The sequence below is a fragment of the Peribacillus loiseleuriae genome, assembly GCF_001183985.1.
Classification (GTDB): Bacteria; Bacillota; Bacilli; order Bacillales; family DSM-1321; genus Peribacillus; species Peribacillus loiseleuriae.
In genome coordinates, this window is the sequence record NZ_LFZW01000001.1 from 3,957,909 (window position 1) to 3,984,346 (window position 26,438).

Annotated in this window: 22 protein-coding genes, 1 pseudogene and 1 riboswitch; of the genes and pseudogenes, 5 read left to right on the plus strand and 18 right to left on the minus strand. The window is 38.2% G+C overall.

All coding sequences use genetic code 11. The annotated features are described in order from the left end of the window. Window positions 1-171: 171 nt before the first annotated feature. The 7 genes from AC625_RS18295 to sppA all read right to left on the minus strand — a co-directional run bounded on the left by AC625_RS18295 (window position 172) and on the right by sppA (window position 6,828). On the minus strand, window positions 172-1,362 hold the full coding sequence (locus AC625_RS18295) for an acetate kinase (RefSeq protein ID WP_049682600.1): 1,191 nt from the start codon (window positions 1,360-1,362) through the stop codon (window positions 172-174). A gap of 513 nt (window positions 1,363-1,875) precedes the next feature. Further along, a complete protein-coding gene (locus AC625_RS18300; protein ID WP_049682601.1) occupies window positions 1,876-2,874 on the minus strand; it encodes a class I SAM-dependent methyltransferase in 999 nt (332 codons plus the stop codon). Between the two features lie 345 nt (window positions 2,875-3,219). Beyond that, window positions 3,220-3,720 (minus strand): thiol peroxidase, encoded by a 501-nt coding sequence (tpx, locus tag AC625_RS18305; protein WP_049682602.1) that lies wholly within the window; start codon window positions 3,718-3,720, stop codon window positions 3,220-3,222. A gap of 253 nt (window positions 3,721-3,973) precedes the next feature. Beyond that, window positions 3,974-4,411 carry a GerW family sporulation protein gene (ytfJ, locus tag AC625_RS18310; protein WP_049682603.1) on the minus strand — a complete coding sequence of 146 codons (438 nt, stop codon included), beginning with the start codon at window positions 4,409-4,411 and terminating at the stop codon, window positions 3,974-3,976. A gap of 27 nt (window positions 4,412-4,438) precedes the next feature. Continuing rightward, complete coding sequence (locus tag AC625_RS18315) at window positions 4,439-5,113, minus strand: DUF2953 domain-containing protein (protein WP_180320121.1); 675 nt, start codon at window positions 5,111-5,113, stop codon at window positions 4,439-4,441. A 124-nt stretch (window positions 5,114-5,237) separates the two neighbouring features. Next, window positions 5,238-5,810, minus strand: coding sequence for an RDD family protein (locus AC625_RS18320; RefSeq protein WP_082191164.1), 573 nt, complete (start codon window positions 5,808-5,810; stop codon window positions 5,238-5,240). Between the two features lie 13 nt (window positions 5,811-5,823). Next, window positions 5,824-6,828, minus strand: a complete 1,005-nt coding sequence (sppA, locus tag AC625_RS18325; RefSeq protein WP_049682605.1) for a signal peptide peptidase SppA — start codon at window positions 6,826-6,828, stop codon at window positions 5,824-5,826. A gap of 149 nt (window positions 6,829-6,977) precedes the next feature. Here sppA and AC625_RS18330 point away from each other — a divergent pair, with 149 nt between their 5' ends. Beyond that, window positions 6,978-7,778: an NAD kinase gene (locus AC625_RS18330; protein ID WP_049682606.1), complete on the plus strand. Its 801-nt coding sequence runs from the start codon at window positions 6,978-6,980 to the stop codon at window positions 7,776-7,778. 51 nt (window positions 7,779-7,829) lie between these two features. Here the strand turns inward: AC625_RS18330 and rarD are convergent, their stop codons facing one another. The 4 genes from rarD to AC625_RS18350 all read right to left on the minus strand — a co-directional run bounded on the left by rarD (window position 7,830) and on the right by AC625_RS18350 (window position 13,035). Then, window positions 7,830-8,759, minus strand: a complete 930-nt coding sequence (rarD, locus tag AC625_RS18335) for an EamA family transporter RarD (protein ID WP_049682607.1) — start codon at window positions 8,757-8,759, stop codon at window positions 7,830-7,832. Between the two features lie 80 nt (window positions 8,760-8,839). Then, on the minus strand, window positions 8,840-10,492 hold the full coding sequence (locus tag AC625_RS18340; protein ID WP_342671002.1) for an amidohydrolase: 1,653 nt from the start codon (window positions 10,490-10,492) through the stop codon (window positions 8,840-8,842). Window positions 10,493-11,012: 520 nt separating this feature from the next. After that, a complete protein-coding gene (locus AC625_RS18345; RefSeq protein ID WP_049682609.1) occupies window positions 11,013-11,669 on the minus strand; it encodes a potassium channel family protein in 657 nt (218 codons plus the stop codon). A gap of 28 nt (window positions 11,670-11,697) precedes the next feature. After that, the gene (locus tag AC625_RS18350) at window positions 11,698-13,035 is read right to left on the minus strand and encodes a TrkH family potassium uptake protein (protein WP_049682610.1); all 1,338 of its coding nucleotides are present in this window, start codon (window positions 13,033-13,035) and stop codon (window positions 11,698-11,700) included. A gap of 571 nt (window positions 13,036-13,606) precedes the next feature. Then, a riboswitch (cyclic di-AMP (ydaO/yuaA leader) is annotated at window positions 13,607-13,747 on the minus strand. Between the two features lie 253 nt (window positions 13,748-14,000). Here AC625_RS18350 and AC625_RS18355 point away from each other — a divergent pair. Together AC625_RS18355 and AC625_RS18360 are read left to right on the plus strand one after the other, a co-directional pair. Further along, a pseudogene (locus AC625_RS18355) lies at window positions 14,001-14,361 on the plus strand (Na-translocating system protein MpsC family protein). A 168-nt stretch (window positions 14,362-14,529) separates the two neighbouring features. Continuing rightward, a complete protein-coding gene (locus AC625_RS18360; RefSeq protein WP_049682611.1) occupies window positions 14,530-14,724 on the plus strand; it encodes a hypothetical protein in 195 nt (64 codons plus the stop codon). A gap of 155 nt (window positions 14,725-14,879) precedes the next feature. On the opposite strand, the gene mbcS is transcribed toward AC625_RS18360, so the two are convergent. The 5 genes from mbcS to ezrA all read right to left on the minus strand — a co-directional run bounded on the left by mbcS (window position 14,880) and on the right by ezrA (window position 21,810). Next, window positions 14,880-16,460: an acyl-CoA synthetase MbcS gene (gene mbcS / locus AC625_RS18365; protein ID WP_049682612.1), complete on the minus strand. Its 1,581-nt coding sequence runs from the start codon at window positions 16,458-16,460 to the stop codon at window positions 14,880-14,882. A gap of 338 nt (window positions 16,461-16,798) precedes the next feature. After that, window positions 16,799-16,999 (minus strand): alpha/beta-type small acid-soluble spore protein, encoded by a 201-nt coding sequence (locus AC625_RS18370; protein WP_049682613.1) that lies wholly within the window; start codon window positions 16,997-16,999, stop codon window positions 16,799-16,801. Between the two features lie 90 nt (window positions 17,000-17,089). Further along, window positions 17,090-18,304 carry a tRNA uracil 4-sulfurtransferase ThiI gene (thiI, locus tag AC625_RS18375; protein ID WP_049682614.1) on the minus strand — a complete coding sequence of 405 codons (1,215 nt, stop codon included), beginning with the start codon at window positions 18,302-18,304 and terminating at the stop codon, window positions 17,090-17,092. Window positions 18,305-18,309: 5 nt separating this feature from the next. Further along, window positions 18,310-19,449, minus strand: coding sequence for a cysteine desulfurase family protein (locus AC625_RS18380; protein WP_049682615.1), 1,140 nt, complete (start codon window positions 19,447-19,449; stop codon window positions 18,310-18,312). Window positions 19,450-20,115: 666 nt separating this feature from the next. Next, window positions 20,116-21,810 (minus strand): septation ring formation regulator EzrA, encoded by a 1,695-nt coding sequence (gene ezrA / locus AC625_RS18385; protein ID WP_049682616.1) that lies wholly within the window; start codon window positions 21,808-21,810, stop codon window positions 20,116-20,118. Between the two features lie 166 nt (window positions 21,811-21,976). On the opposite strand from ezrA, the gene hisJ reads away from it, so the two are divergent. Continuing rightward, entirely contained in the window at window positions 21,977-22,783 is an 807-nt protein-coding gene (gene hisJ, locus AC625_RS18390; protein WP_049682617.1) for a histidinol-phosphatase HisJ, read from the plus strand. On the opposite strand, the gene refZ is transcribed toward hisJ, so the two are convergent. Next, window positions 22,776-23,429, minus strand: coding sequence for a forespore capture DNA-binding protein RefZ (gene refZ / locus AC625_RS18395; RefSeq protein WP_049682618.1), 654 nt, complete (start codon window positions 23,427-23,429; stop codon window positions 22,776-22,778). The genes hisJ and refZ overlap by 8 nt on opposite strands. Window positions 23,430-23,578: 149 nt before the next feature. Here refZ and AC625_RS18400 point away from each other — a divergent pair, with 149 nt between their 5' ends. Further along, complete coding sequence (locus AC625_RS18400) at window positions 23,579-24,058, plus strand: GAF domain-containing protein (RefSeq protein ID WP_049682619.1); 480 nt, start codon at window positions 23,579-23,581, stop codon at window positions 24,056-24,058. A 178-nt stretch (window positions 24,059-24,236) separates the two neighbouring features. Here AC625_RS18400 and AC625_RS18405 read toward each other — a convergent pair whose 3' ends face one another. Further along, window positions 24,237-26,090, minus strand: a complete 1,854-nt coding sequence (locus tag AC625_RS18405) for a sensor domain-containing diguanylate cyclase (protein ID WP_049682620.1) — start codon at window positions 26,088-26,090, stop codon at window positions 24,237-24,239. Window positions 26,091-26,438: the final 348 nt, after the last annotated feature.

A 26,438-nucleotide genomic window follows, 5' to 3' on the forward strand; every position in this document is an offset into this window, starting at 1 on the left:
TATAACACAGAGAGCTACATAGCCACATTCTTGGCGCAACTCCTGCGCAAAATGCAAAAAGAGGCTATCCAATCAAAGATTAGAACTCACGACGACTATATCCAGTTCAGATAAACTGTGTAGAGTGTGAGGCCTAACCTTTTTAGGACAACCTTATTTTGTGCGTATCACTTATTTTTTCGCAATGCGTTGTACATCACGGGCAATCATGACTTCTTCATTGGTAGGAATGACCATTACCTTAACAGGAGAGTGCGGGTAGTTGAGAAACGCTTCTTCTCCATGCGTTTGGTTTAAAGCAGGATCCCAATATATCCCCATAAATTCAAGACCGTGTAGGACTCTTTCACGCACCATTGCACTGTTCTCACCAATACCTGCTGTGAAAATGATTGCATCGACACCACTCATTCTTGCAGCATATGAACCGATATATTTATGGATTCTGCCAGCAAAAACTTCAAGTGCCAATTCTGCACGTTCATTACCTTTGTCAGCTTCAATTTGGATATCACGCAAGTCACTTGAAAAGCCTGAAATAGCAAGCATTCCACTTTCCTTATTCAGCACATCAAGAACTTCATCTGCTGTTTTTCCTGTTTTCTCCATGATAAAAGGAATAAGAGCAGGGTCAATGTTTCCAGAACGCGTACCCATCGTTACTCCTGCAAGTGGCGTGAATCCCATTGAGGTATCAAGCGATTTTCCACCTTTGATAGCAGCAATACTTGCACCATTTCCTAAATGGCAAGATATTAAGCGCAGCTGTTCAACTGGACGTCCAAGCATTTCTGCTGCACGCTCTGTTACATATTTATGTGAAGTTCCGTGGAAACCATATTTTCGAATTCCGTACTCTTTATAATATTCATAAGGCAAGCTGTATAAAAAAGAGCTCTCAGGCATTGTTTGATGAAATGCCGTATCGAATACAGCAACAGCTGGCACATTTTTAAGCGCTTGTTGGAATGCACGAATTCCTGTAATGTTAGCTGGATTATGAAGCGGTGCTAAATCAGAAAGTACTTCAATTTGAGCTAATACTTCATCTGTGATTAATACAGAATCTGTAAAAACTTCTCCACCATGGACAACTCGGTGTCCTACACCATTAATTTCATCATAAGAAGAGATGATTTTATAATTAATTAGTTTTTCTAATAATAATTTTACAGCCACTTCATGGTTCGGGATATCCAATGTTTCAGTGATTTTCTCATCATTCACTGAAATAACAAAGACTGAATCCTTCAACCCGATTCTTTCCACATGACCTTTAGTAATAACATCCTCACTTGGCATGTCGAATAATTGAAATTTTAATGAAGAACTGCCTGCATTTATCGCAATAACTTTAGACATTATACAGCCTCTTTTCTACACGTATTTACAATGATCACTTAAGAACAAATGCTTCTATTCTCATTTAAACATTGAATCAAAGAGCTTTCAAGAGCGAGCCGTCTATAGAGCGCTTACAATAGAGAAGAAAATATATTCAGATTTTTCTCTAAAAAACATCCATGAGTATCTGATCCCAACTAAAACGATGAAAAAGGTTCAGGTTCTAAAAATTGCATCACCTTATGAGTAGCGGGCGGAGCTGATTTTTTAGAAGCCTCGTCCCTTTTCCACAGAAAACATACGAGGAAATATACGTATTTCCCCGCCTGTTATAAGAACACGCAAGCACCTTAGAGGAATTTCGACTAAGATCCGTCACGTCCTGTGGCGAACATGGAAGTCCGACAAGCAAATACTCTCCACCCGGAAAGTCATTCCCTGACTTTTTGGGTGGAGAACATTTGATCTAGTAGGGCTTAAGCTGCTTTCGCTTGACATCAAAACTCGTCTTAAACATAACCACTTATTCTATTATTTTGCCATTTGTTTTTCTTGGCGAAACCACGTGTCAATCTGGTCCATGATGAATTTTGTCTTCACAGCATCAGATAATTTGGGGAGCTGGACTAATAGGGCTTCTTTTGGTGCACGAAGTCCTTCTTTATGCTTCTGCAAAATTAAAATACTTTTCGCTGATTGCTCGTTTTTAAACATGGAAAGGGGCAATTGCACAAGTCCTTGAATATGCGTGTATTTTCTTAAGAACCCATTTAACTTGGGAGCTTCTTCAGATAAAAAAAGATTATTCGGAACGATAAAGAATGTGTATCCCCCATCTTTCAAATGCATAATACTTTGCTCAATAAAGAGATGATGCGCATATGAATGCCCTTTATCAGCAGCAAGCTTATACTCACTAGCTCGTACATCATTTGGATAATAACCAATCGGCAAATCACTCACCACTACATCGGCAGGGTCAATAAACAGCGGCTCTAGGCTATCTTGGTTAAAGAACTGAACTTCATGTTCTTGAAGATTCGCTCCTGCATATGCAAGCCTAATCAGCGTTTCATCCACATCAACTCCATAGGAAGCGATATTTTTGTCTGTGAGATAATTGAGAATGGTGTACATTAAATTCCCTGTGCCAACAGCCGGGTCTAACATCGACAATGTAGCCTGTTCATTAGTGAACTTCCCAATTAAATAACTGACAAACATCCCCACAGCATCAGGAGTCATTTGATGGTTTGGCTGGATACTTTCTTTCATGCCTTTTAGAATGGCTAATTGATAGGCTTTCCGAATTTCTTCTTTCTGATACTTACCAAGCGTAAATTCTTGATAATGCTTCATCAATCTTTTTTGTGCTAACTCGCTGACTTCTTCCTGCAATACTTTACCGTGAAATATATTTTCTCCTGTTTCACCAAGAGCATCTAAATACGTACATGATAGCTCTTCTTGTAAAATGTGAGCAGTTTCATCAAAGATATGGAATAACTCTTCTATCGGGGCAAATTTCAAAATATACTTCCTCCTGTTTCATTCTCGTGTATTATTCTAAAACTCTTAGGCTAGAGACACAAGCGCCATGGCTTTTTACATAGCTTTGTTCCACAATATTATTTTAGAAAACGATTCTTGACTCATTCGCTTAAGAACGCATTAAAAAAAAGAGACAAAAATCAATCTTATCATATAACTAGCCTTTTAATATAGAATTGGGATTCATCAAAGGGGAATGTTAAAACAAGAGGCTGACCCTATAACGAAAGGGTCAAGACCCCACAGCTACTATACATCGTTTATAACGTGAACATGACGCAATAAACGGTGTATAGAGTATGAAGTCAGACCCTTTCTGAGGCATTATTTTGCTGCTTTTGCTGCTTCAATTGCTGCTGTGTAATCAGGGTGTGAAGTACCTTCACTCACATACTCCACATATGTAACTTGATTATTGCTATCAATAACAAATACAGCACGAGCAAGCAAACGAAGCTCTTTTATAACGACTCCAAATGCAGTCCCAAATGAAAGGTCTCTGTGATCGGAGTATGTATGAACATTCTCAAGGCCATTCGCTGCACACCAGCGGCCTTGTGCAAAAGGAAGATCCACACTGATTGTTAACACTTTCACGCCAGCCACTTTCGAAGCGTCTTCGTTAAAGCGTCTTGTTTGTGCATCACAAACTCCAGTATCGATGGAAGGAACTACACTGATAATACGGACGGAACCGTCGAAGTCACTAGCTTTTACTTCTGAAAGATCATTTGCCAATACGGTAAAGTTAGGAGCTTGATCGCCTACCTTCACTTCTTCGCCTACAAGTGTGATCGGGTTGTTCTTAAATGTAACAGATGCCATTAATAATTCCTCCCTTAAAGCTTTATTTACTACTGTTTAATGATAGATTGTTCCACCATATTTTGCAATTGTTTAACATTACAATGACAAATGTCCGTGAAAATGAGGGAATCCTAAAGCAAAGGGGTCAGACCCCGCAACAACTAAATACAGTATAAAATAAGTGTATGAGACACTACATACTGATTTAGGGTGCGAGGTCTGACCCTTATGAACACACTTTTACTCTTGTTTAATGGCAACTAGCTATTCATTAAATACCTAAATCATCTAATTTTTGCGGTGGGCTTTTTGGGTTACTCTGATCATTTTTGGACAAAATTGATTGAATTTTTTCGACAACGGCCGGTGCGAGATCAAGAACTTTTTCAAGTAAATGTGTGCCTTGATCAAGGTGTAGCATTTTTACTCCATGTGAACCAACGATTAAAAAAGCGATTGGTGTGATGGAAACACCACCTCCGCTTCCACCGCCAAACGGTTGATTGCCTCCAGACTCAGCCTTATGGCCACCATCCATCATAAACTCACTTCCACCTGTTGCAAAGCCAAATCCAACCTTTGATACCGTTAGAATGACACTTCCATCCGGCGTCTCAACTGGATCTCCGATAATTGTATTTACGTCTACCATTTCTTTAAGATTTTCCATTGCGGCTGTCATCAAGCCTTGAATCGGATGATCTGACATCTTATTTCCTCCACTCTGCATCAATTTCTAACTTGAATCTTTCGCTACTTGTTCGGAAGAAATTTTTACCTTTCCGCCTTTCCAGTAGCGGAATATTTTGATACCTGCCACAATAGCATGTCCGATTCGAAACTCAACTATGCAAAAAAACGAAGTACTTGCTGATGCTTTCTGGTAGTCAGGAGTTATCGAGTAAATCGGCATTTCTTTAAATCTTATGTACCTACTTAACAGACCAATAATCGAGCCTTTGATTGCATAGGATCCGCCAACGCTGATTCCTGTTAATACCGCATCCCCTGTTCCAATTAAACTATGCCACTGAAATGTTTTAACCTTTACTTTATTTAGAAATTTACGGACTAGTATATGAAACCCAAATACATGTTTGATCAAATTCTTCATATTTTCAAAACTAATAAGCATTTCTTCGACCGTAAAGTCTTTTACATCGTCTTTTCCAGCGTTATTGGCATTGATTCCATTTTCTTTTTTATAGACAAGGGATGCGGAATCTTCAGCTACTTTAATGACCGGAATCTTTATGCTATAGCGTATAATCCCACCCCAGGCACGTAACTTCAGATGAAAGTGGTCGTCTTTCTGTATATGGGAGTATGTAATGTAGATGTTTAATTTTGTTATGAAAATAAGGATAAATATAAATAGCAAGATTGTGATTATTAAGATAAACCACTTCATCGGTTCACACCCCTTCAACTTCTCATTGTTGCCTTTCATGCAAAAAATAAACCTGCAGGATAGATAAAATCCCACAGGTTTATTTTTTGTTTTTTTAGCTTCAAAAGTACTTTCGCTTTTCTTGTTACCTTCTATCTAGTATAACGGTTGTATCGGCAAAGATGTCATGAAGTCCTTGTTTTTTCGGGAGGAATCCGACAATAATATAGCCTGCAAAAAGAAACTTCGCAATGAATCGGCCAATGAATTCTCTAAAAAACAATGTTCCCCAAGAGATCTTTTCTTCTTTTAGACTGACAACTTTCAGGCCAAATATCATTTTCCCTAATGTTTTTCCAAAGAATCGAGTCATCAGCACGAAATACAAGTAAAAAATAATCGTAGTTCCAATTGCTTGAAATGAAAAGAAGGAGCCACTAAATACATTTCCCGTAATCGCCATGGAAAGGGGACTAATTAAAATTCGATTCAAACTGCCAATGACTAATAAATCGGCTAAATACGCCCAAAACCTCATCCAAAATCCTGCATAAGCAACTGTTGACAGATGTTCTCCCCGATATAAATCTTCTACCACTTCATTTGGTGAGATCCGCTCTTGTTTTTGTAATGTTTCATCAAAAGGAGCATGGCGTGTTTCTTTATCCTGTTTTTCATCAAGATTTACATCAGTATTTATATAATTTTCCTCATTCATTCTTCCCGCCTCCTTAATGTGAATATAAGTACATGAGCCGTGGAGAATTCGTTCTCGAAAGTAATTCAGTAAGACCCTCTTTCTCAAGATCAGTCCCCATTAACTTTCTTGCACTCATATTGAGCAGAGAACCAAGTCCAGCTTGATCTGTGTATCTTATCACAGAGGCATTCTTCAATTTCAAATCTTTTTGCATCGCGGCTATGGTATCATCTAATGTGCCTAGACCATCAATTAACTTCACATCCAACGCTTGGCGCCCATCATAAATTCGACCGTCCGCTAATTTCCGGACTTCCGCATCTGATATACCGCGACCCTCTGAAATAATTTTTACGAATTGATTATATGAATTATCAATTAATGTTTGCAGAATTTTTCTTTCCTCATCTGTCATCTCTCGTGTCGGACTCATTATATCTTTGTATGGACCACTTTTAATTGTGACAAAGTCAACGCCGTATTTTTCTGCCAATTTCCCGTAGTTCACACTTTGCATGATGACACCAAGTGACCCAGTTAATGTTTCAGGACTTGCAAATATCTTATCAGCAGGTGCAGACACATAATATCCACCAGACGCAGCCATGGAGCCCATTGATACATAAACCTTCACGCCATTTTTTTGAATTTCTAGAATTTTATCACGGATTTCAGCACTTTCAACAACGCCGCCACCTGGTGAATTAACGCGCAAAATCATTCCTTTTATTGCAGAGGTTTCATTCACCATATCCAATTTGTCCATAAATGCTTTGTGATTGTAGCCTGTTGTACCTAATAGGGAGCTAGAATTTCCTGTATCTTGAATGACTCCCTCAATATCAAGCACAGCAATTTCGTCAAAGCCTGTACCTTGTTCAATCACTTCTGTCATAAATTCACCATCTGACCCAAGTAAACCATTAAGAAGCTTATCTACATCAACAAACAAGGCTGTAGTCAAAAAATTGAAACCGATTGAGAAGCCAAATAGTACTACCGCAATCCCCAAAGCAGCCCAACGCTTTCCATTCATTATCTTCATCCTCTCTCTACACTAATAGTTTTTTGTGTTAGAATTTTCAAAAATATTCATCTCATGATAAACTAAGGAAACACCCTAATATTGTAACAAACAATCTACTTTTTTGGAAAATAATTTCAATACTGTTGGAGGTTTTTACTATGGATCATCGTCGTAACTTATATTTCTTTCATGCGCAATCTGAAGATATTATTGCTCAAGTACAGCCACTACGGGATATAGCTCTACGCTATGGGTACAATATTGTACCTGATTTTAAACAAGCAAACATCATTGTTAGCATCGGAGACGATGGAACATTTCTTCAAGCAGTCAGAAAAACGGGTTTCCGAGAAGATTGCTTATATGCGGGGATTTCTACAACTGGGAACTTAAATATGTATTGCGACTTCCATTTGGAAGATACTAACAAAATGATTGAATCAACAGAAACAGATCAAATAGAAGTACGGCGCTATCCAACGATTGAAATTAAATTGGATAACCAACCCTCTTTCTTTGCGCTCAATGAACTAAGCATTCGGTCTGCGATTATAAAAACTTTCGTACTGGATCTCTTTATTGATTCGATTCATTTTGAAACGTTCCGGGGGGATGGTATCGTGGTCGCTACACCAACCGGAAGTACCGCCTATAACAAATCGGTAAATGGCGCGGTTGTGGATCCCACTTTGCCATGCTTTCAAGTGAGCGAGCTTGCTTCGATCAACAACAATACCTATCGGACACTTGGATCATCTTTTATTCTCGGGCCTGAACGAACATTATCCGTCAGAATGCCGCAAAATGAAAACGATTACCCAACAATCGGTCTCGACAACGAAGCAGTAAGCATCCGCAACATTGAGAAAATTCAAATAAAACTAAGTGGAAAATCGATTAAAACGATCAAACTAAAAGACAACTCATTTTGGGAAAAAGTAAAAAGAACATTTTTATAATTAAATATAAGGAGGTTGCCCGTTTCGGCAACCTCCTTGTTTCAATAAAGATCAAGCACCATGGCTTACCTGTTTTTTTACTTTATTGCTGCCTATGACTCTCTTTTTTGTAATCGAGAGCGTATAGATGACTAGTGCACTCCAGATAAAGATGAACGCCAGTAAATGAACTTTCGTAAATGTCTCATGGTAGACAAATACACTAAGCATCAATGAAAGAGTTGGACCAATGTATTGCAAAATTCCGAGCATGGATAGCGGAACCTTTTGTGCTCCTTTTGCAAAAAACAACAGTGGCAGCGCTGTGACAACGCCTCCTCCCATCAATAGGAGTGCTATATGAGGTGCTGTAAAGAACGCTGCACCTGATGTAGACAGAATATAGATAAGATATCCTAACGCAAATGGTGTAACCATTAAGGTTTCTAGCGTGAGCCCCATAGCTGAGTCGGCTTTTATCATTTTTTTTGCAAGACCATACAATCCAAATGTAACAGCCAAAATGAGGGAAATCCATGGGATTGAGCCAAAGTAAATACCGAGAATGAGCACACCTGCACCAGCAAACGCAAAAGCAATGACCTGTTGTTTGCTTAATTTTTCTTTTAAGACAATAACTCCAAGCAATACACTAACTAATGGATTGATATAATACCCAAGGCTAGTCTCCATAATCTTACCTGCATTCACAGCCCAGATGAACGTTCCCCAATTGACGCTGATTAGAACCGAAGCAAGAAAAAGCGAGAACAGGATTTTTCGATTCTGCGCAATCTCTTTTAGAAAACCGACAAAACTCTTCCATTTTCTCGAAACCAACAAAAGAATGACCATAAAAACAAACGACCAAATAATCCGATGGGCAAGGATTTCTCCAGCAGATACATCTTGTATCATCTTCCAATACATCGGAATGATTCCCCACATTAAATAAGATAATGCCGCAAAAAAGGCACCTTCTCTTTGACTTTCTAATTTCATGACCTGCATGCCTTCTTTCTATTATATTTCAGATGACGAAATATATTTATTATACATGCAAGTTTGTACTGCTTCTATTATTATTTTTTCACATAGACAATTTGTTCATTTACAACAGTCATAGCTGCTTCTATTTCAAGCCATTCATCAGGATGGACGGTGTACAAATCATTTTCAAAAACTGTAAAGTCCGCTATATACCCTGGTGCAATCTTGCCACGTGACTCTTCTTGACCAATCGCATAAGCACTACCCGTCGTATATAAGGAGAGCGCCTCAAATAGCGATAGACACTCCTTTTCACCGTAAATCGTTTGGTCTGCATCAAATGGCTTTCTTCTTGTCACAGCAGCGTGTATACCAAGCAACGGATCTACCGGTTCAATCGGTGCATCTGAACCGCCTGCACACTGGATGCCTTTTTCCATATACGTTTTCCATGCATAGTTAGCTGCCATATGATCTTTTCCAACTTTATCAATAACCCACGGAAAATCAGAAGGGACAAAGCCAGGTTGAATATCGAAAATCACCGGTAATTCTTTGGCACGATCTAATAAATCGTGTCTCATAATTTGTGCATGAATAAGCCGATCTCTCAATCCAAGCTTTGGTGGATAGGTACAAATCGCATTCAGTACCATTTCGAAGGCCAGATCACCAATTGCATGCACAGCGATTGGCATCTCATAATTCCTCGCTTTTTGAACAAGATCGTGTAGCTCATTTTCAGTATAAATCGCCACACCTTGAGTTTCCGGACGATCATGATACGGATGGCTTAATAATGCCGTATTGCCGCCAAGTGATCCGTCTGCAAATATTTTCATCGCATCTAATTCAATCAACCCTCGTTTGCTGCGATATCCATACCCAGACTCCTTCATATCATCAACCACTTTATTATGGACAAGCAGGTTGACACGGAATGGCAATCCCGCTTCCTCAATAACTGAAACAAATGCTTGATAAGTTGGCAAAAAACCATTGTAATAATGTAAATCTTCCGAATGACCCCCAGTTAAGCCAAGTCTATGGCAATCACGAATCGAAACCGTCAGTGCCCGCCTCACATATTCCTCCGTAATTCCCGGTAAATGATTCATGATTAGTTTCAGAGCAGGGTCTTCCTTAAACATACCGTTTAAGCGGTCATCCTTATACCGCCCAATCACTCCTCCAAACGGCTGCTCGATATTTTCCTCAATCCCACTAATTGTCATAGCCAAGGAATTCACAACGACAGCATGGCGACAAACCCGTTTTAAGATGAGCGGATGTTCATTCGAAAGTTGATCTAAGTCATCTCGCAATATAAGTGTAGAATCTTGCCATTCATTTTCATTCCAACCTTCTGCTATAATCCATTCTCCAGCAGGCGTTTGCGCACATTTTTCAAGTAAAGCCTGTAGGATTTCAGCTCTGCTCTTCATCTTTGAGAGGTCCAGCCTCATTAGCTTTTCACCATGTCCGATTAAGTGCAGATGACTATCCACAAGTCCTGGAATAAGCATCTGACCTTGTAAATTGATTTCATTCGTAATCATGTCTTGATAAGTATTTCTTAGTGTAGAAGCCTCTCCAACCTCAATGATTAAGCCATTTTCGGTAAAAATCGCCTCTACTCGATCATATTCTGTTTGCATGGTATAAATGCTTCCGTTATGCCAAAGCGTTCCCATCGTTTGCCCCCTTGCGTACTTTTCTATATTTGACCAGACTGTTTTCTTCATAAAGTGTATCACCAAAATCAGAATATTACATAAGAAAACTTATGTGGAAGGAATATCAGTGGGGGCATGACAGATTTATAATTTGTATCTAAAAGCGCTGGTTTAAAATGGAGGATAAAAAGAGCCGAGAAATTCATGGCCGCTGGAAAAGTAATTCTTATTAACAGTTTTGAAAATTTTCATCAATATACAAATAATAAAATAAGCTAACGACCAGTATGTAGTAGGTCATTAGCTTATTTCCCTCTGTATACAGACTTTTTCAGTACCCTCAGAAATTCGACAGCTATTTTTACCGGTCTTTTTGAACAACCTCTAAAATGATACTTTTAAGTGGCATTGTTATCAAAATGTATGAGATCTATGTTGATGACCAATATCTCTATATGGTTGGAGCGTTTACCTAAAAACATACGAGAGTAAAAATCGAATGATTGAAGCAGCTGAATTTGATTGACTTTTCTATGTAACATTGTCGCCCTACACTAGCTACACCTTAAAATGTTAAGCCCTACGACTGTTATTCTATATTTGAAAATTCAGCTAGATCTTCTCTGTTCCCAATCACCACTAATAAATCTCCTTTATGAATAATCTGATCTGAGGATGGGGATACGATTATTTCTCCTTCTCTAACAATGGCAATGACACTAACATTATATTTGGCACGAATATCAAGTTCTCGCAAACTTTTTTCAGCCATGCTAAGTGGTATGAGGATTTCCTCGATATTGAATTCTTTTGACAGTTCAATGTAGTTCAACATATTCGGTGAGAGGAGCTGATTTGCAACACGTTCCCCCATATCTCTTTCAGGATAAATGATCCAATCAGCCCCGATTTTCTCTAAAACCCGGCCATGGTGCTTTCCTAGAGCTTTCGCAATTACTTTTTTCACTCCAAATTCCTTTAAAAGCATCACTGTTAAAATGCTCGATTGCATGTCATTCCCAATTGCTACAATTACACAATCAAAATTGCGAATACCGATTGAAATCAGCGCTTTTTCTTCTGTAGTATCAGCTACGACTGCATGAGTAACAGCTATTTCAACATCTTCAACCCGTTCCTCATTACAATCAATGCCTAAGACATCATGCCCAGCCTCATATAATTTTCGGGCTACACTCACTCCAAATCTCCCCAAACCAATAACCGCATATTGTCGTTTGACCATATCTTATTTACACTCCCTATTTTTTTAATTAACCGATCATTATTTTCCCTTTTGGGTGACGAAACGCATCTGGTTTACGCCTCAAAGCAATGGCAAAAGCGATCGTTAAAGGGCCTAATCTGCCTGCGAACATCGTACATATAATGAGAACACGACCAATAGGTGATAGTTCAGGAGTTAATCCCATCGATAGTCCTACGGTGCCGAACGCTGAAGTCGCTTCAAATAAATACACGATAAACTCATGCCCTTTTTCTGTGATGCTCAGTAGCATGGTAATTGTAATAACAAGAAATAATCCACTTACAGTTACAGTAAGAGCTTTAAATATCGTGTCAAAAACAATGCGTTTACGAAAGAAAATGACATCTTCTTTTCCTTTAACCTGAGACCAGACGGTTCCAAGTAAAGTAGCAAAGGTAGTCGTTTTAATTCCGCCACCTGTTGAACCTGGAGAAGCGCCAATAAACATGAGAATGATGGTCAGAAATAACGTTGGTTGTGTTAAGTCTGAAATACTCATTGTATTAGCCCCATCTGTCCTCGCAGTCACCGATTGAAACAATGCTGCCAATCCTTTTCCTAGATAGGATAAAGGTTCTAACGTTTTCTCATTACCATATTCAAACATGAAGATTAAGATGGCTCCACTTACAGTTAAAATTAGGCTAGTCAGTAATACCACTTTCGTATGCACAGATAAACGTTTTGTATCATGATATTCATACATTTCATTCATGACGATAAAACCAATTCCCCCTAATGTGATAAGCGCACAGACGGTTAGCACGACCGTTGGATCTTCTGCGTAAGGGGTCAGACTTCGAAATCCTCCTAGTAAATCAAAACCTGCATTATTAAAGTTGGAGATTGAATGAAAAATACCAAAATAGATGGCTCGACCGATTGGCATATCCAAAGAAAAACGAACCGATAAAATGATTGCACCGACAAGCTCGATCATTCCTGTAAAAATCAACACTCTTTTCACTAATCTGACAATTCCCGCCATCGATAAATGATTTAACGCTTCTCGAAGTAACAATCTTTCTCTCAGTGATATTCTTTTGCCTAAGAGAAAAAAGATAAAAGTTGCAAATGTCATAAACCCTAATCCACCGATTTGAATGAGTATTAATATGACAATCTCGCCAAATCTGCTAAATGTACTTCCTGTATCTACGACGACAAGCCCTGTCACACATGTAGCAGATGTTGCGGTAAATAAAGCATTTAAGAACGAGAGGCCTTCCCCATCTTCTGTTGAAAGGGGAAGGGTCAATAATAATGCACCTATTAAAATCACAGCCGCAAAGCCCAATACAAGAACTTTTGGTGGGTTTAGAAACGCTGTTATTTTTTCCATAATGATCTCCTACCTATTAAAATATTGAAACAAGCAAGTGTTTCTTCTATGGACAATTCCGTTCTACGAGGTAAGAAGTTAGTTTAATAAATATCCAACTAGTTAGTTGTTTGAAATCATTTAACGTTAAGTGAATAGTAGAGTGAACACAAAAAGACCAATGGTACTTTTCTCCAGAACGCAATCATGCAATATCATTCAAGATTCCAGCGGTAAACCAAACGATTCACACAATGGTATTGAACACTTGCAAAAACAACATGTTGAATGGAGAAAAAGAACTCATTGGTCTACTTAACGCCCAGCAAGTTATACACTCTCTTTGCGTTCTGTCACCCAAGAAATCTTTTCATAGTTACGCATAAAAAACATCCATGAGTGTCTGCTCTAAAGTCCGACGATGAAAAGATTCAGGTCCTCAACTTGTATCACCTTATGAAGGTGGCGGTGCGAAGCTGATCTTGCGAAGCCCCGCCCCTTTTCCACAGAAAAAGACCTACGTATCGTTCATCAGGCTGCTTTCTTGCTTCAAATACAACAAAAAAGCCCCCCCGAATTAAGGTGGTCTTATGACCTCCTTCGCTTTAGCCGACGAAGTTAGCTGACGGGTAGGATGGCGAAAGAGTATCTCATCCTTACTGCAAATGCAGTATTAACCCCAATATAATGGGTCCTCCGTTCTCAATTAATTGAGATTTGGCCGATATCAAATTTGTTATTTATGAGAATTATTCTACGCCTGCTATTCAATCATTGTAAACTCATTAAAAGTACTAAATTCGTTCAAATCCATCCAAATATGGCCAAATTTATCAAATTTATGTACAATAACACTATTTCACGTAGTATTTCTACAGATTTTACAGGTTATTAAAGTTTTATAAAGATTTTTATTTTGCATTGACAAGAACTCACATTGGACATTATGATAACTCCATAAATCTCAGAAAATAACTGGAGGCATCATGTCAAATTCCAAAAAGAAACTAGAGGCTGAAATTAGTGCTGCGTTTATTAAATTCCAGCGAGATTTGATCGGCAGGGGACCACAGGAAGCCAAAACGTATATCATTAGACATGTTGATTACCCGTTTCAAAGGTGTTCTAACGGTAGAAGAAAAGCATCTTGTCAATCGTGATTCTGGTAAAAAGCTTGTCAAACAAATACGGGAGCTTCTCCGCGAAATGTACAGTGAAGACTATGAAAAAATTGTCGAGCATTATACTGACTGTAAAGTTCTTTCCTCTCATAGTGATATTAGTACGAAAACTGGGGAGAGAATCGAAGTTTTTATTATGGATAAAGACTTAGAGAAGAGCCTTTAAAATCGGGTCTTTCAGTCTACAATACTAGCAACCTTCACGTTGTCGAAGTTTGTAATTATTTGACTAAAAGAAATACATTTATTTAGATTCATAGCTTGTATACTATATATGAATCGCAAGACCTTTTTGTAAGTTGAAATTTCATTATGAATATGAAGGTGAATAAATATGGGGAATATTTCCAACAGATATGTAATTAACGCCGTAGGTAAAGGCGGACAGACATACTTGACCCATTGTCAGGATAAAGAGGCGCTTAAGAAGTGGATAGCGGATCACGAGGATCATCTTGTCATGCATGAGTTAAAGATTGTAGATAAAAAAAAGCATCCATTGTTAAAGTTATTTTCTTTAAAAAGATAATCAGCAAACACCTCAATAGTTCAAAATGAGGTTGTCTCAACAAAGGATCTGATCTCACACTCTATATACCGTTTATTATGTCATTTACATGTCGTATAAACGATGATAATAGATATGGGATCTGATCCTTTTGTTATAAGGCAACCTCTCCTTATTTAAATAGTATGGTTCTCATCCAAATGGCGTAAATCTACACGACGGATTTTCCCCGAAGTAGTTTTTGGCAGTTCTTTAATAAATTCAATCTTCCGTGGATATTTATATGGTGCCGTTACTTTCTTTACATGCTCTTGAAGGGTTTTCACCAACTGTGGTTCACTTTCAGCCACATGGTCCTGAAGCACGATATATGCCTTGACAACATTTCCTCTTACTTCATCTGGACTTGCTACTACAGCACATTCTTTTACATAAGGGTGCTTAATTAGTGCATCTTCAACTTCAAATGGCCCGATTGTGTAGCCAGAACTGATGATCATATCGTCGCCGCGTCCCTCAAACCAGAAATAGCCGTCTTCGTCTTTTCTTGCTTTATCACCTGTTACATAATAATCGCCGCGAAATTGCATAGCTGTACGTTCAGGATCACGATAATAACTTTTGAATAAAGCAGGTGTTTCGATATGCACAGCAATATCTCCGACTTGACCTATTTGACAAAGTGCTCCATCTTCATCAATGATTTCAACTCGATTACCAGGTGTTGGTTTCCCCATTGAGCCAGGTTTCAGTTCCATCCCTATAGAAATCCCGACAAGAAGCGTATTTTCTGTTTGTCCGTAACCGTCTCTTACTTGAATATTGAAATACTTTTCGAATACATCTATCACTTCACGATTCAAGGGCTCTCCTGCCGATACCGCACTGTGTAGATCTGTAAGACTATAATCCGCCAGATTATCCACTTTTGCCATTAAGCGATATTCAGTCGGCGTACAGCATAAAGCATTCACTTTGTAATCCTGAAGCAGCTGTAAGTATTTTTTTGCTTCAAACTTGCCATGGTACACTAGGCCGGTTGCACCTGATCCTAGTACAGCAAGAAACGGACTCCAAATCCACTTTTGCCAACCTGGTGCTGCGGTTGCCCATACCGTATCCCCTTCACGAACACCAAGCCAGTTTGCGGCAGCTGTTTTTAAATGAGCATATGCCCAGCCATGAGTATGTACTACACCTTTAGGATTGCCGGTCGTACCAGATGTATAGGAGAGAAAAGCCATGTCTGAGCTTTTCGTATCAGCTAGGACAAGTGTGTCATTACTTACTTTTATTTGTTCCTCCAAAAACAACCATCCTGGGACTTCCTGACCAACTGAAAATTTCACAAGCTGTTCCGCATCTTTAACCGCATTTACTTGATCACAAAATTGATGATAGCAAATGACTCCTTTAACTTCAGCATGCCTTATTCGATATTCAATATCCTTTGGCCTTAACATCTCTGAGCATGGGATAACCACTACCCCAATCTTAAGTGCAGCTAAATAGACTTCATATGCTTCAATTAGTCTCGGGATGATGATGAGGGCAATATCTCCTTTTTCAAATCCTGCATTTTTGAAGACATTACCGATTTTATTAACACGTTTCATTAAAGCACTGTATGTAACTTCTTTCTTTACTCCATCCTCAGATTCCCATTTTAGGGCTAAACGGTTCTTGTCTTTTGCGAATATTTCCATTTCACTAACAAGATTATACTTCTCTGGAGCAATCAAATCTTCTCTTCTCATCCTATATATCCTCCCTTATCATAAAAACATTGCGTTAAAACGCCACGATCTAGTATGAAGGAAGATCTCTTTCAAATGAGGGAACTAACTCTAATTGGTGGCGGCACAGTTCCACAACTTTTATAACTTTTCACATAAAATTCTCATTTAACTTTTTATTTAAATTAGCGAGCTCCGTCCCTTTTTCCTCCATACAAAACCTCAAGATACATTATACAGTTTTATAAGTATGTAAAATAATAAATATTTTTCTTATCTTATCAGAAAATAAGATGGAATGAAAACAAATGAAAGAAAGCGGGCGAAATCGCCCGCTTTCTGCAGCCATTTTTATGAAATTATTTTTGGTACCCGCCTAATTGTTGTTCAGCCATTTGAACTAGACGTTTTGTGATTTCACCGCCAACTGAACCGTTAGCACGTGAAGTTGTTTCACCGCCAAGCTGCACACCGAATTCAGATGCGATTTCATATTTCATTTGATCTAGAGCTTGTTGTACACCAGGTACGACAAGTTGATTTGAGTTATTGTTTGCCATGTGTTTTTCACCTCCTTGTAAATATAGAATGTGTAAAAACACATGGCTTCATTCATTGATTTATTGGTAAATATAGTCAGCATTTCCAACTTAGAATAAGTCTTCTATTGACTCTTCCCCAGTAGCTTTTTCACCAAAGTGAAGCTTCCTGATTTCAGTTTTTTCCACAGCTTCTTCAATTAACTTATCAAAGTCAACAAAACTTTCGTAATACTGAACCTTTTCAAGCTTCGGCTTTGTCTTAGGGCTTGCCGGTGTAAATACCGTACAGCAATCTTCATATGGCTGATTCGATATCTCAAATGTATCATATTGCTTCGCAAGCTCAATAATTTCTAATTTGTCCATCGCGATAAGTGGACGTAATACTGGCGTAGAGATCACTTCGTTTATCGCAAACATGCTATTCATCGTCTGGCTTGCTACCTGCCCAAGACTTTCACCTGTTATGATGGCAAGCGCTTCTTCTCTTTCTCTTATCGCATCAGCTATACGCAGCATTAAACGACGTGTGCTAGTCATTGTATAGTTCTCTGGTATTTGCTTTTGGATCAGCACTTGAATTTCTGTAAACGGAACAATATGAACTTTCATGCTTCCGTTCACTAAAGCAAGTTTTTCCGCTAAGTCCATGACCTTCTGTTTGGAACGTTCACTCGTGAACGGTGGGCTGTAGAAATGAATACATTCAATTTCAAGACCACGCTTCATGGAAAGGAAGCCTGCAACTGGACTGTCTATTCCGCCTGAAAGCATGAGCATCGCCTTGCCGCTCGAGCCAAATGGAAGACCACCTGCACCATGAATATTCTCCCCCGATAAATAGACTGCTTCCTTACGTATTTCTACACGTAAATCTAAATCTGGTTTTTTCACATCAACCTTTAAAATTCCATCTTTATTTCGTAACAAATGTCCACCAAGAAGATGGTTCATTTCATTCGTATCATATGGAAAATCTTTATCTGACCGTTTTGTTGAAACTTTAAACGTCTCAATTTCTCCTGATAACTGGTCGACATAGTGTAATGCAGCCGCTTTAATTTCTTCAATATCACGGCCTATTTTTAAAGCCGGACTTAATGATTGGATGCCATATACACCTTTTATTTGGTCAATGATCTTCTGGTGATCTTCACCATTTAGCATAATGTACATCCGTTCCCGACTCGCTTGCAGTTTGGCAGCTTTAAAATCTCTTAATGCCCAGCGAATATGATTTTTGAGTTTATCAACAAAGCTTTTTCGATTACGTTTCTTTGTTGAAATCTCACCATATCTAATGATAATATGATCAAATTTCATGTATTTTACCTCATTACCTTTTGTAGTTTTGAAAGTGTGTTCTTTATTTCCTGAAGTACAAGCTCCACTTCATAGAGCTCATTTCCGTATGAAGTGCTAATTCTGATGATACTCTCTGCCCTTTTCTGATCATGGAACATGGCAAATACGGTATCACTGATTGATTTTTTCTTAGACGAACAGGCACTTGTAGTTGAAACATATATTTCTTTTTCTTCAAGCGAATGGATGAATACTTCCGATTTCATGCCTGGAATGGAAAAATTGATAATATGGGGAGCACCATGTAATGGGCTGTTTATTTTTACACCTGTTATTTCGTTCAGCCCATTCCATAACATATCTCTAATTTCTGTTAGCTTACCGTAATCCTGAGCACTTTTTTGTAAAGTAAGTCGTAATGCTCTAGCTAAGGCTACGAACCCAGCAACGTTTTCCGTTCCACTCCTTAGCTTCGCCTCCTGATTGCCCCCAGTGAAGAGCGGCGAAACCCTAATGCCATCTCTAACATATAATACACCCGTACCTTTCAAGCCATGAAATTTATGACCAGAAATCGTACATAAATCAATCCCGGCAGCAGCTAAGTCTAATGGAATCTTCCCAATACCTTGCACATGATCGACATGAAAGAGCACTTGTGGACGTTCTTTTAACAAGTGACCGATTTCTACTATCGGCTGAATTGAACCGACCTCATTGTTCACAGACATGATTGACACTAAAATCGTATCTGTTCGTAAAGCATTTTTCAAGTCTTCCACAGAAACAAGCCCATTCGAATCAACTTGTAAATAAGTGACACAAAACCCTTCTTCTTCAAGCGACTTACAGGTTTCTTTAATGGATGCATGCTCCATAACGGTGGTGATAATATGCTTACCTCTTTTAGAATACGCATGTGCTGTTCCTTTAACGGCCAGGTTATTTCCTTCCGTTCCTCCAGAAGTAAAATAAACCTCCATGCTTTTCACCTGAAGAAGGTCAGCTACCTGCTTCCTCGATTGAGTTAGCAGTTTTTCAGCTTTAACCCCTAAACCATGTAAAGAAGAAGGGTTACCGAAATATTCTGTAGACACCTTTATAAAAGAATCGATGACTTCCGGATACGGCTTCGTCGTCGCGCTATTATCAAAATAAATCATGCATGAACCTCCTAATAGAAAAGCTAAAAGCGCCTTGAAAGAGGAAAGCGGCTTTATAAAATTGCCACATCGTGTAGCAAACGCCATCCTGACCTCTTGTAGGACTTGGAGGGGCTAGGCTACTTTCTCTTGGCACTAAAATTTGTTTTTAGAGGATGTTCAAAAAGTCTGGTAAAAAAGCTTACGAATTGCTTCAAAGCTCATGAATGACCTTCTGTTAAGATCGCGCACATCCTGCGCAAGTCCCGTCCTCACGTATTACTGTATATACGCAGGTCTAGAGACGATCCGCTCCTCGAACTTCTCAGCTCTTTTTATCCTCCTTTTTGAACACTCACTTTTAGATTTCATCTATATAAAGTGAAACTTCAATCAGTGGGTATTTTATTGCACGTTAATGCGGGATAAAAACTTAGTGTAGCTTCTCGTTCTTCAATTTAATTATTAACGACACGTCATTTTACCATAAATCATGATTATTGAAAAAGATTCATGTTGCCAAAATCAGTCTTATACCTGCGGAATACGTAAAAAAGAAGATGTCCCATAAATAAAAGGTCAGACTCCGCACCTACTACATACCGTTTAAATGAAGTGTTAGCTTAAACTGTATGTTGAGTGCTGGGTCAGACCTTTTTGGGACATCCTCTTAATCCATTTTTTGTATTACGAATAAACTTTTCCCATATTCGCCTCGATTTTATCTAAAATTCCTGGCTCCACTTTTTCAATGGCCGATACTGCGACTTCTAACGCCCGCTCATATTCATAATCCCGAAAATACTGTTCTGCAGTCCTTAATGCCTCAGCAACAGCTGGATACCTACTGCGATACCTGTTTCCATATTGGATTACTTTCTCCGCAAGCAGCATTTCTTCAATCAGAACTTCTGTGTTTTCATATAACCTCGTGACAGAAGCTATCGCTTTTTCAAGAAAAATGTGAACAGAGCCCATATCCAAAGGCTTTTCCTCTAGTTTACTTTGAACGTCTTCCATGCTTTCTTTTGATTCAGATAACAAATCCCGATACCTTTCAGGCAAACCAGGGACATTGCTTTGCGAGATTGTCCTGCTAGTATCTCCCATTTTCTTTCTAAGTTCTTGTAATACCTCACGTGCTTGCAATTCATCTTTTCTCAGTGCATGAAGTTTCTTAGAAAAGACTTCATGCTCCACCTTCAGTTCGTTTAGAATCGCTTCAATTCCCTTCATTTCGTCACTTAGGACAGAACTGATAGTAGCATTATCTGCAATTTTCAAGGTTAGTAATTGGAACCTTTTGATCAATTTATCAATTTGTTTTTCTAATTTCTTCTGAGCACTTAGTTCACTTTCTGTTACATGATAGCTATGTCGGACAACCGCTGTCTCAGCTTTCAATTTATCATTCTCATATTCAAATGCTTCAAGGTTTTCCTTCAAAAGATTTTCATTTTTTATTAGATACTGTTTGGAAAGCACTTCTTTTTCAAGTAAATCATACAGAAGGTTTACACGATCAAAAATTTCATTTATTCCTTTTTCAGCAGCTTCCGCCTCTGCAAGATTAAGTTGAACATTATAATGTTCAAGGTCTGCTTCAAGCCTTAAAATTTCTGTCTCAAATTCAATATGCTCTAAAGAATACCCCTGTTCCACCATCTCTTTGAAGCCATCTTTCAGCTCCGAAATGGATGTTGGAAGTGAAGAATGCCCATCAAGCAGCAATTGAGGAATGATTTCCATTCTTGTTTGAATGGTGGCAAGTTTATTTTTAATCGATAAAACAAGCTCTCGCGCGTTTAAATAATTCCCATTTTCAGTCGCTTCTTCATATTGCTTAAGAATTTCCACTATTTCATCGAGCATGTCATCAAGCGGATCTGCCGCTTTTGCAAATGTATGGCGGTGAACTAGCAAGTCTTTCTTAATTTTACGGTAACTTTCTTTAATCTCTTCAATCTCAACTCTGTTTTTCTCTTCACTACCAACCAATTCATTTAACTCCATGAGGATCTTTTCGATTATCTTTACAATATTAGTAAGCTTAGTCGAGATCATTCGCTGGACTTCTTTCGATTTACCGAGGCGATATTTGTCGACATAATCCTCTGCATCGAAAAATAAATCTTCAACATCCGGCAGGTAGATGGTAATAATGGCATCCCATTCTTTACGCCATCTTTCAAACATTTCTTCTGTTTCACCAGTCATATTTAATTGCTTTACTTTAGAAAGCTCTTCCAATATTGGGCGGTTCATAATGTCCATTTTCCAAGCTTCAAGCTGGTCAATTTCTTTAAAGTGTTTCCTTTTCAAAAAATATCCCCATATTATTAACGCAATAACTAGTATAACTATACCTAGTATGTACTCCATCATATGCCCCCCAGTTCTAAGCCGCGCAAGTCGAAAACAATCTATATAAATGTTTACATGTTCAATTCAATGCTTTTATGATACCATGTTAGCAATAATTTTTGACTAATAAATATATATTTTTTACAGAAATGTGCTTGTAATTGAATTTATTGGGGGGATTTTGATGAAAATTGACGGTCATGTTCATAGTCCATACTGTCCTCATGGGTCTGGCGATTCGTTTGAAGAATATATCAAGCAAGCAATCACACTTGAAATTGAGGAGTTGACATTTACAGAGCACGCACCTTTGCCAGATGGTTTCATTGATCCTACACCAGATCGTGATAGTGGAATGGAACGTGGTCAGTTACTAGACTATTTTCAAGAACTTGCTTTATTAAAAGAGAGATACAAGGAAAAAATCACGATTAAGACAGGGCTCGAAGTAGATTATATCGAAGGATTTGAAACAGAAACTAAGAATTTCCTTAACAAATTTGGCAAATATTTAGATGATAGTATCCTATCGGTTCATTTTATTCGACATGAAAATGAGTGGCATTGCATCGACTTTAGTGACGAAATGTTTAAAAGCATTGCCAATAGATTGGGGTCCGTGGATGCCGTTTATTCATCTTATTACGATACATTAGAGAATAGTATTGCTGCTGATTTAGGGGATTTCAAACCAAAGCGAATCGGCCATATAACCCTTGTTCATAAGTTTCAGCAGCGTTTTTTACCGAAAAAAAATTATGATCAGAAACTATATTCCATTTTAGATAAAATGAACAAGCAGGGATATGAGCTAGACTATAATGGTGCAGGGGCGATTAAACCACTTTGTTTGGAACCCTATCCACCTGAACGTTTTGTCAAATATGCCCTGCATCTAGGTATCCCTGTACGGTATGGGTCTGATGCCCACCAAGCCTCGGATCTAGGTCAAGGGTATGATACATGTTTGGCCGAAGCTTTCACTAAATAGAAGAAACATTGTACAGCAATTCTTCTTGTATATCACGTTTAACAAACAGACTATGTTCTAAAAACAAACAGATTTCATCACGATATTTATCTGTATAATATTTTTCCTGCGTATATACATGCAACACTTCTCTTGCATAGTGGGCATGTATGATTGGAGCTGAAAGCAGTCCTTTTATTTGTAAAGTGAAAATTGCTGGTTGGATTTTACGAAATATTCCTTCTTTTATTCCTTTTTCTAAGACATACTGAAAATAAGAGTTTTCTTTCATATAATAAGTTGATAAAACTTCTCGATTAAGATTAGAGTCAAGGGCGGATTCTCCATAAATAAAACTCGCAGCCAAGAAGTTTTTCCGTTGAAATTCAAAGACATCTGTAAGTATTGCAAGTAAACCGTTTTGTGCTCCAATACGATCAAGTTGGACAAGATTTTTCTCTAACAGTTGAATATATGCTTCTAAATATGCAGTGAAGCAATATTCTAGCAATCCTTGTTTGTTTTTGAAATAATAAGCAATATTAGCGGAATTGACCTTGGCTTTATGAGCTATATCCCGTATGGAAGTCGCATGGTAACCTTTCAAGTGAAATAAATATAGGGCGGATTCAAGAATTGCTTCCTTCGTTTGAGTTGGGCGGTTCATGATTGAATTCCTCCTCTAATTTCAAGTCTTAAAATAAGTTATTCTCGGAATATTTACAATATCCTGTTAGAACTTCTCGACAACTTACACAGGATACTTTCTAACGATGTTGAAAGTTGTATTTTTATCATGAAGCAGGGGGAATGTTTATGTTTAATGTCGAACAATATAAAGGGAGTAAGCAGGAAAATTACTCACTTGCTGAGAAACAACTAATTGCGCTTGTTGAAGGGGAGCCAAATCGGATTGCGAATCTTAGCAATGCTTGCGCACTCCTTAATCAGCTTTTGGATGAAGTGAACTGGGTCGGTTTCTATTTAGTAGAAAATGACGGATTAGTGCTCGGTCCTTTCCAGGGATTACCGGCGTGTATTCGTATTCCGTTTGGTAGAGGTGTTTGCGGTGCCTCAGCTGCTGAACGTAAAACTTATCGTGTAGAAGACGTTCATCAATTCCCAGGGCATATTGCATGTGATGCCGCTTCTCGTTCAGAAATTGTCATCCCGCTTATAAAAGGCGACGAATTAATCGGTGTACTCGATATTGATAGTCCAATCACAAATCGCTTCGATGCTATAGACGAAGAAATGCTGGAGAAATTCACGCATACATTAGTGAAATATTTGTAATATAAAAACCGGGAAGACCATTGAAAAAATAGTCGCCTGCACAGAAAATCAAAACTTTTCAACAAATACTTGAGGCTGTCTCAAAATAAAAGGAAAGGGTCTAACTCGACACTATAAAGTGTGAGGTTAGACCCTTTTGGACATCCACAACCGAATCGTATATATGAATAAAACCTGTTTAGTCTTGAACAAGCACTTTATTTTTCCCTGTATTCTTGGCTACATACAAAGCATCATCCGCACGCTTAAATAAGGCTTTAACGTGATCCTTGTGTCCTTTCGTCCAATAGGAGACCCCACATGATATGGTCACTTTCGGTTCCGTTTGTTCGCTTACTTTCTCCTGAATCCGTTGCGCAATCCCTTGCCCAACGTGTATGGAGAAATTCGGCAGATAGATTGCCAACTCCTCTCCACCCCACCTGGCCCCAATATCCGTTTCTCGTATGCTTGACTGGATGATCATGGAAACTTGAATGAGAATATCATCGCCAATTTGGTGACCGTGAGTATCATTCACTTTTTTAAAATCATCAATATCTACCAAAATAAATGTTCCCTCATGATCTTTTTCCATCGACTCCAACATTTTCTCATCTAAATAACTCCGTGAATACAAGCCTGTTAAATGATCGGTAATGACCATTTTCTCCAGTTCTTCGCGCAGCATCGAATTCGCCAATGCCAGACTAGTATGATGAATCAATGATTGTAAAAGCTTGAATGTATCAAAGGAAAAATAATAGGGATCTTTATGTAAAACAAGAGCGAATCCATGTACTTGCTCACTTTCCATCATAGGAACAGCCATCATCGAACGATACTTCACATCTTTATTAGGTATTTTCAATTGTAAATCTCCAATGAACAGGGATTCCATCGTAGAACAAATCTTTTCTTTCAAAAAATCGACGTATAATCCCGATCTATCAGAATGAAAAAATTCTGTGCTGCCCGCCAAGAAATTAGCCGTTCCATCGGGTAAAATATATACAAACCCCGCCTCATCCGCATGAAAAGAATCCATAATTTGCTCTTTCATGAACTCCATGGTTTCACTTAAGCGCAGATTTAAATTCAATTTATGGGATGTTTCATTAATAAGCTGCAAATCAGATATTAAACGGCGAGATTGCTGGTACAGCTGTGCATTCTCAAAAGCGCCACCAGCGGTATTTGCTAATAAAGAAATAAATTCGACTTCCTTCTCTGAAAACATACGAGCATTCGGAGCAATTACTTGAAGAACTCCGTACACGCCTTGTTTTCCTTTTAGCGGTGCATATAGATTTGTTTTTCGTGCAGTCCACTCGTCTTCGATTTGAACAGTTCCTGTAACATACGCTTGCATAACTGCCACATTCTCACTATCATAACCGAGATCCTTTATCGGAAGGTTTTCGTGGTTTGCATTATCATGAGAAAGAAGAAGAAAATAGGTGAAAGACGGATAAACTTCTTGTAGTGTTGAGATAATTTCGCCGAGTACTGCATCCATACTCATGGATGCATGAAATTTTTCAGTCACGCGAAATAGCTGTTTATAGCGCCTTCTTTCACTCGTAATCTCTGACATATAAATCGCCGCATTTAAGATTTTCAGCACTTCTTTTGAGAACGCCTCGCCTTCCTCGGAAGTGATCTGTTCAAAAGAACCAGGAATCCCTTCTTTTAATGCAAGAAGTCCTACTATTCCATTTTCGCGTTTTAGTGGCAGATACAGCTGGAAATCCTTTAACGCTTCTACTTGAAAATCTTTATAATAATACAGTTCACCATCATTAAATACTGCACAGCTTCCTAGCGGGATATATCTTCGCTCCAGATAACGCTCGGTAGAAGCTTCAATATGTAAATATTTCCGTCCATAGTCTAGCTTAAAGTAGGTAACTTCATCAGCATAAAAAGCGTCGCATATTTCAAGAACAAATTTTTCAAAAAAAGAAGTGTCTTCCATTCTTCCCTTTGAATCATCCATTTGATTAATTAATAACGTTTTTAATTCATATAGTAACTGAGTCATACTTCTCATCTTTATCTCATCCCTATATAAGTAATGCTGAAGCTTTAAAATCTCACTAACACGCAGGAAAAAAGAACTATCACTTTTCCGTTTTTTTCTATATTTATCATTATATACGTGTATACAAAAAATATCTTTATAAATTTTAGAAATTTCTATTTAATAAACGTAAAAGCCCATGTTTTTAGACTCGATTCTTTATACCTATAAAAAGTGCAGGCTAAAAATATTCTTATTTTAAAGTAATTCTACCATGATGATTTATTATTTACATCACTAACTATCTGGAAATAGACTTGACTATATTTCTTTTAAATTATATACTATTACTTGTGTAAAATAGTGCAGCCTATGTGA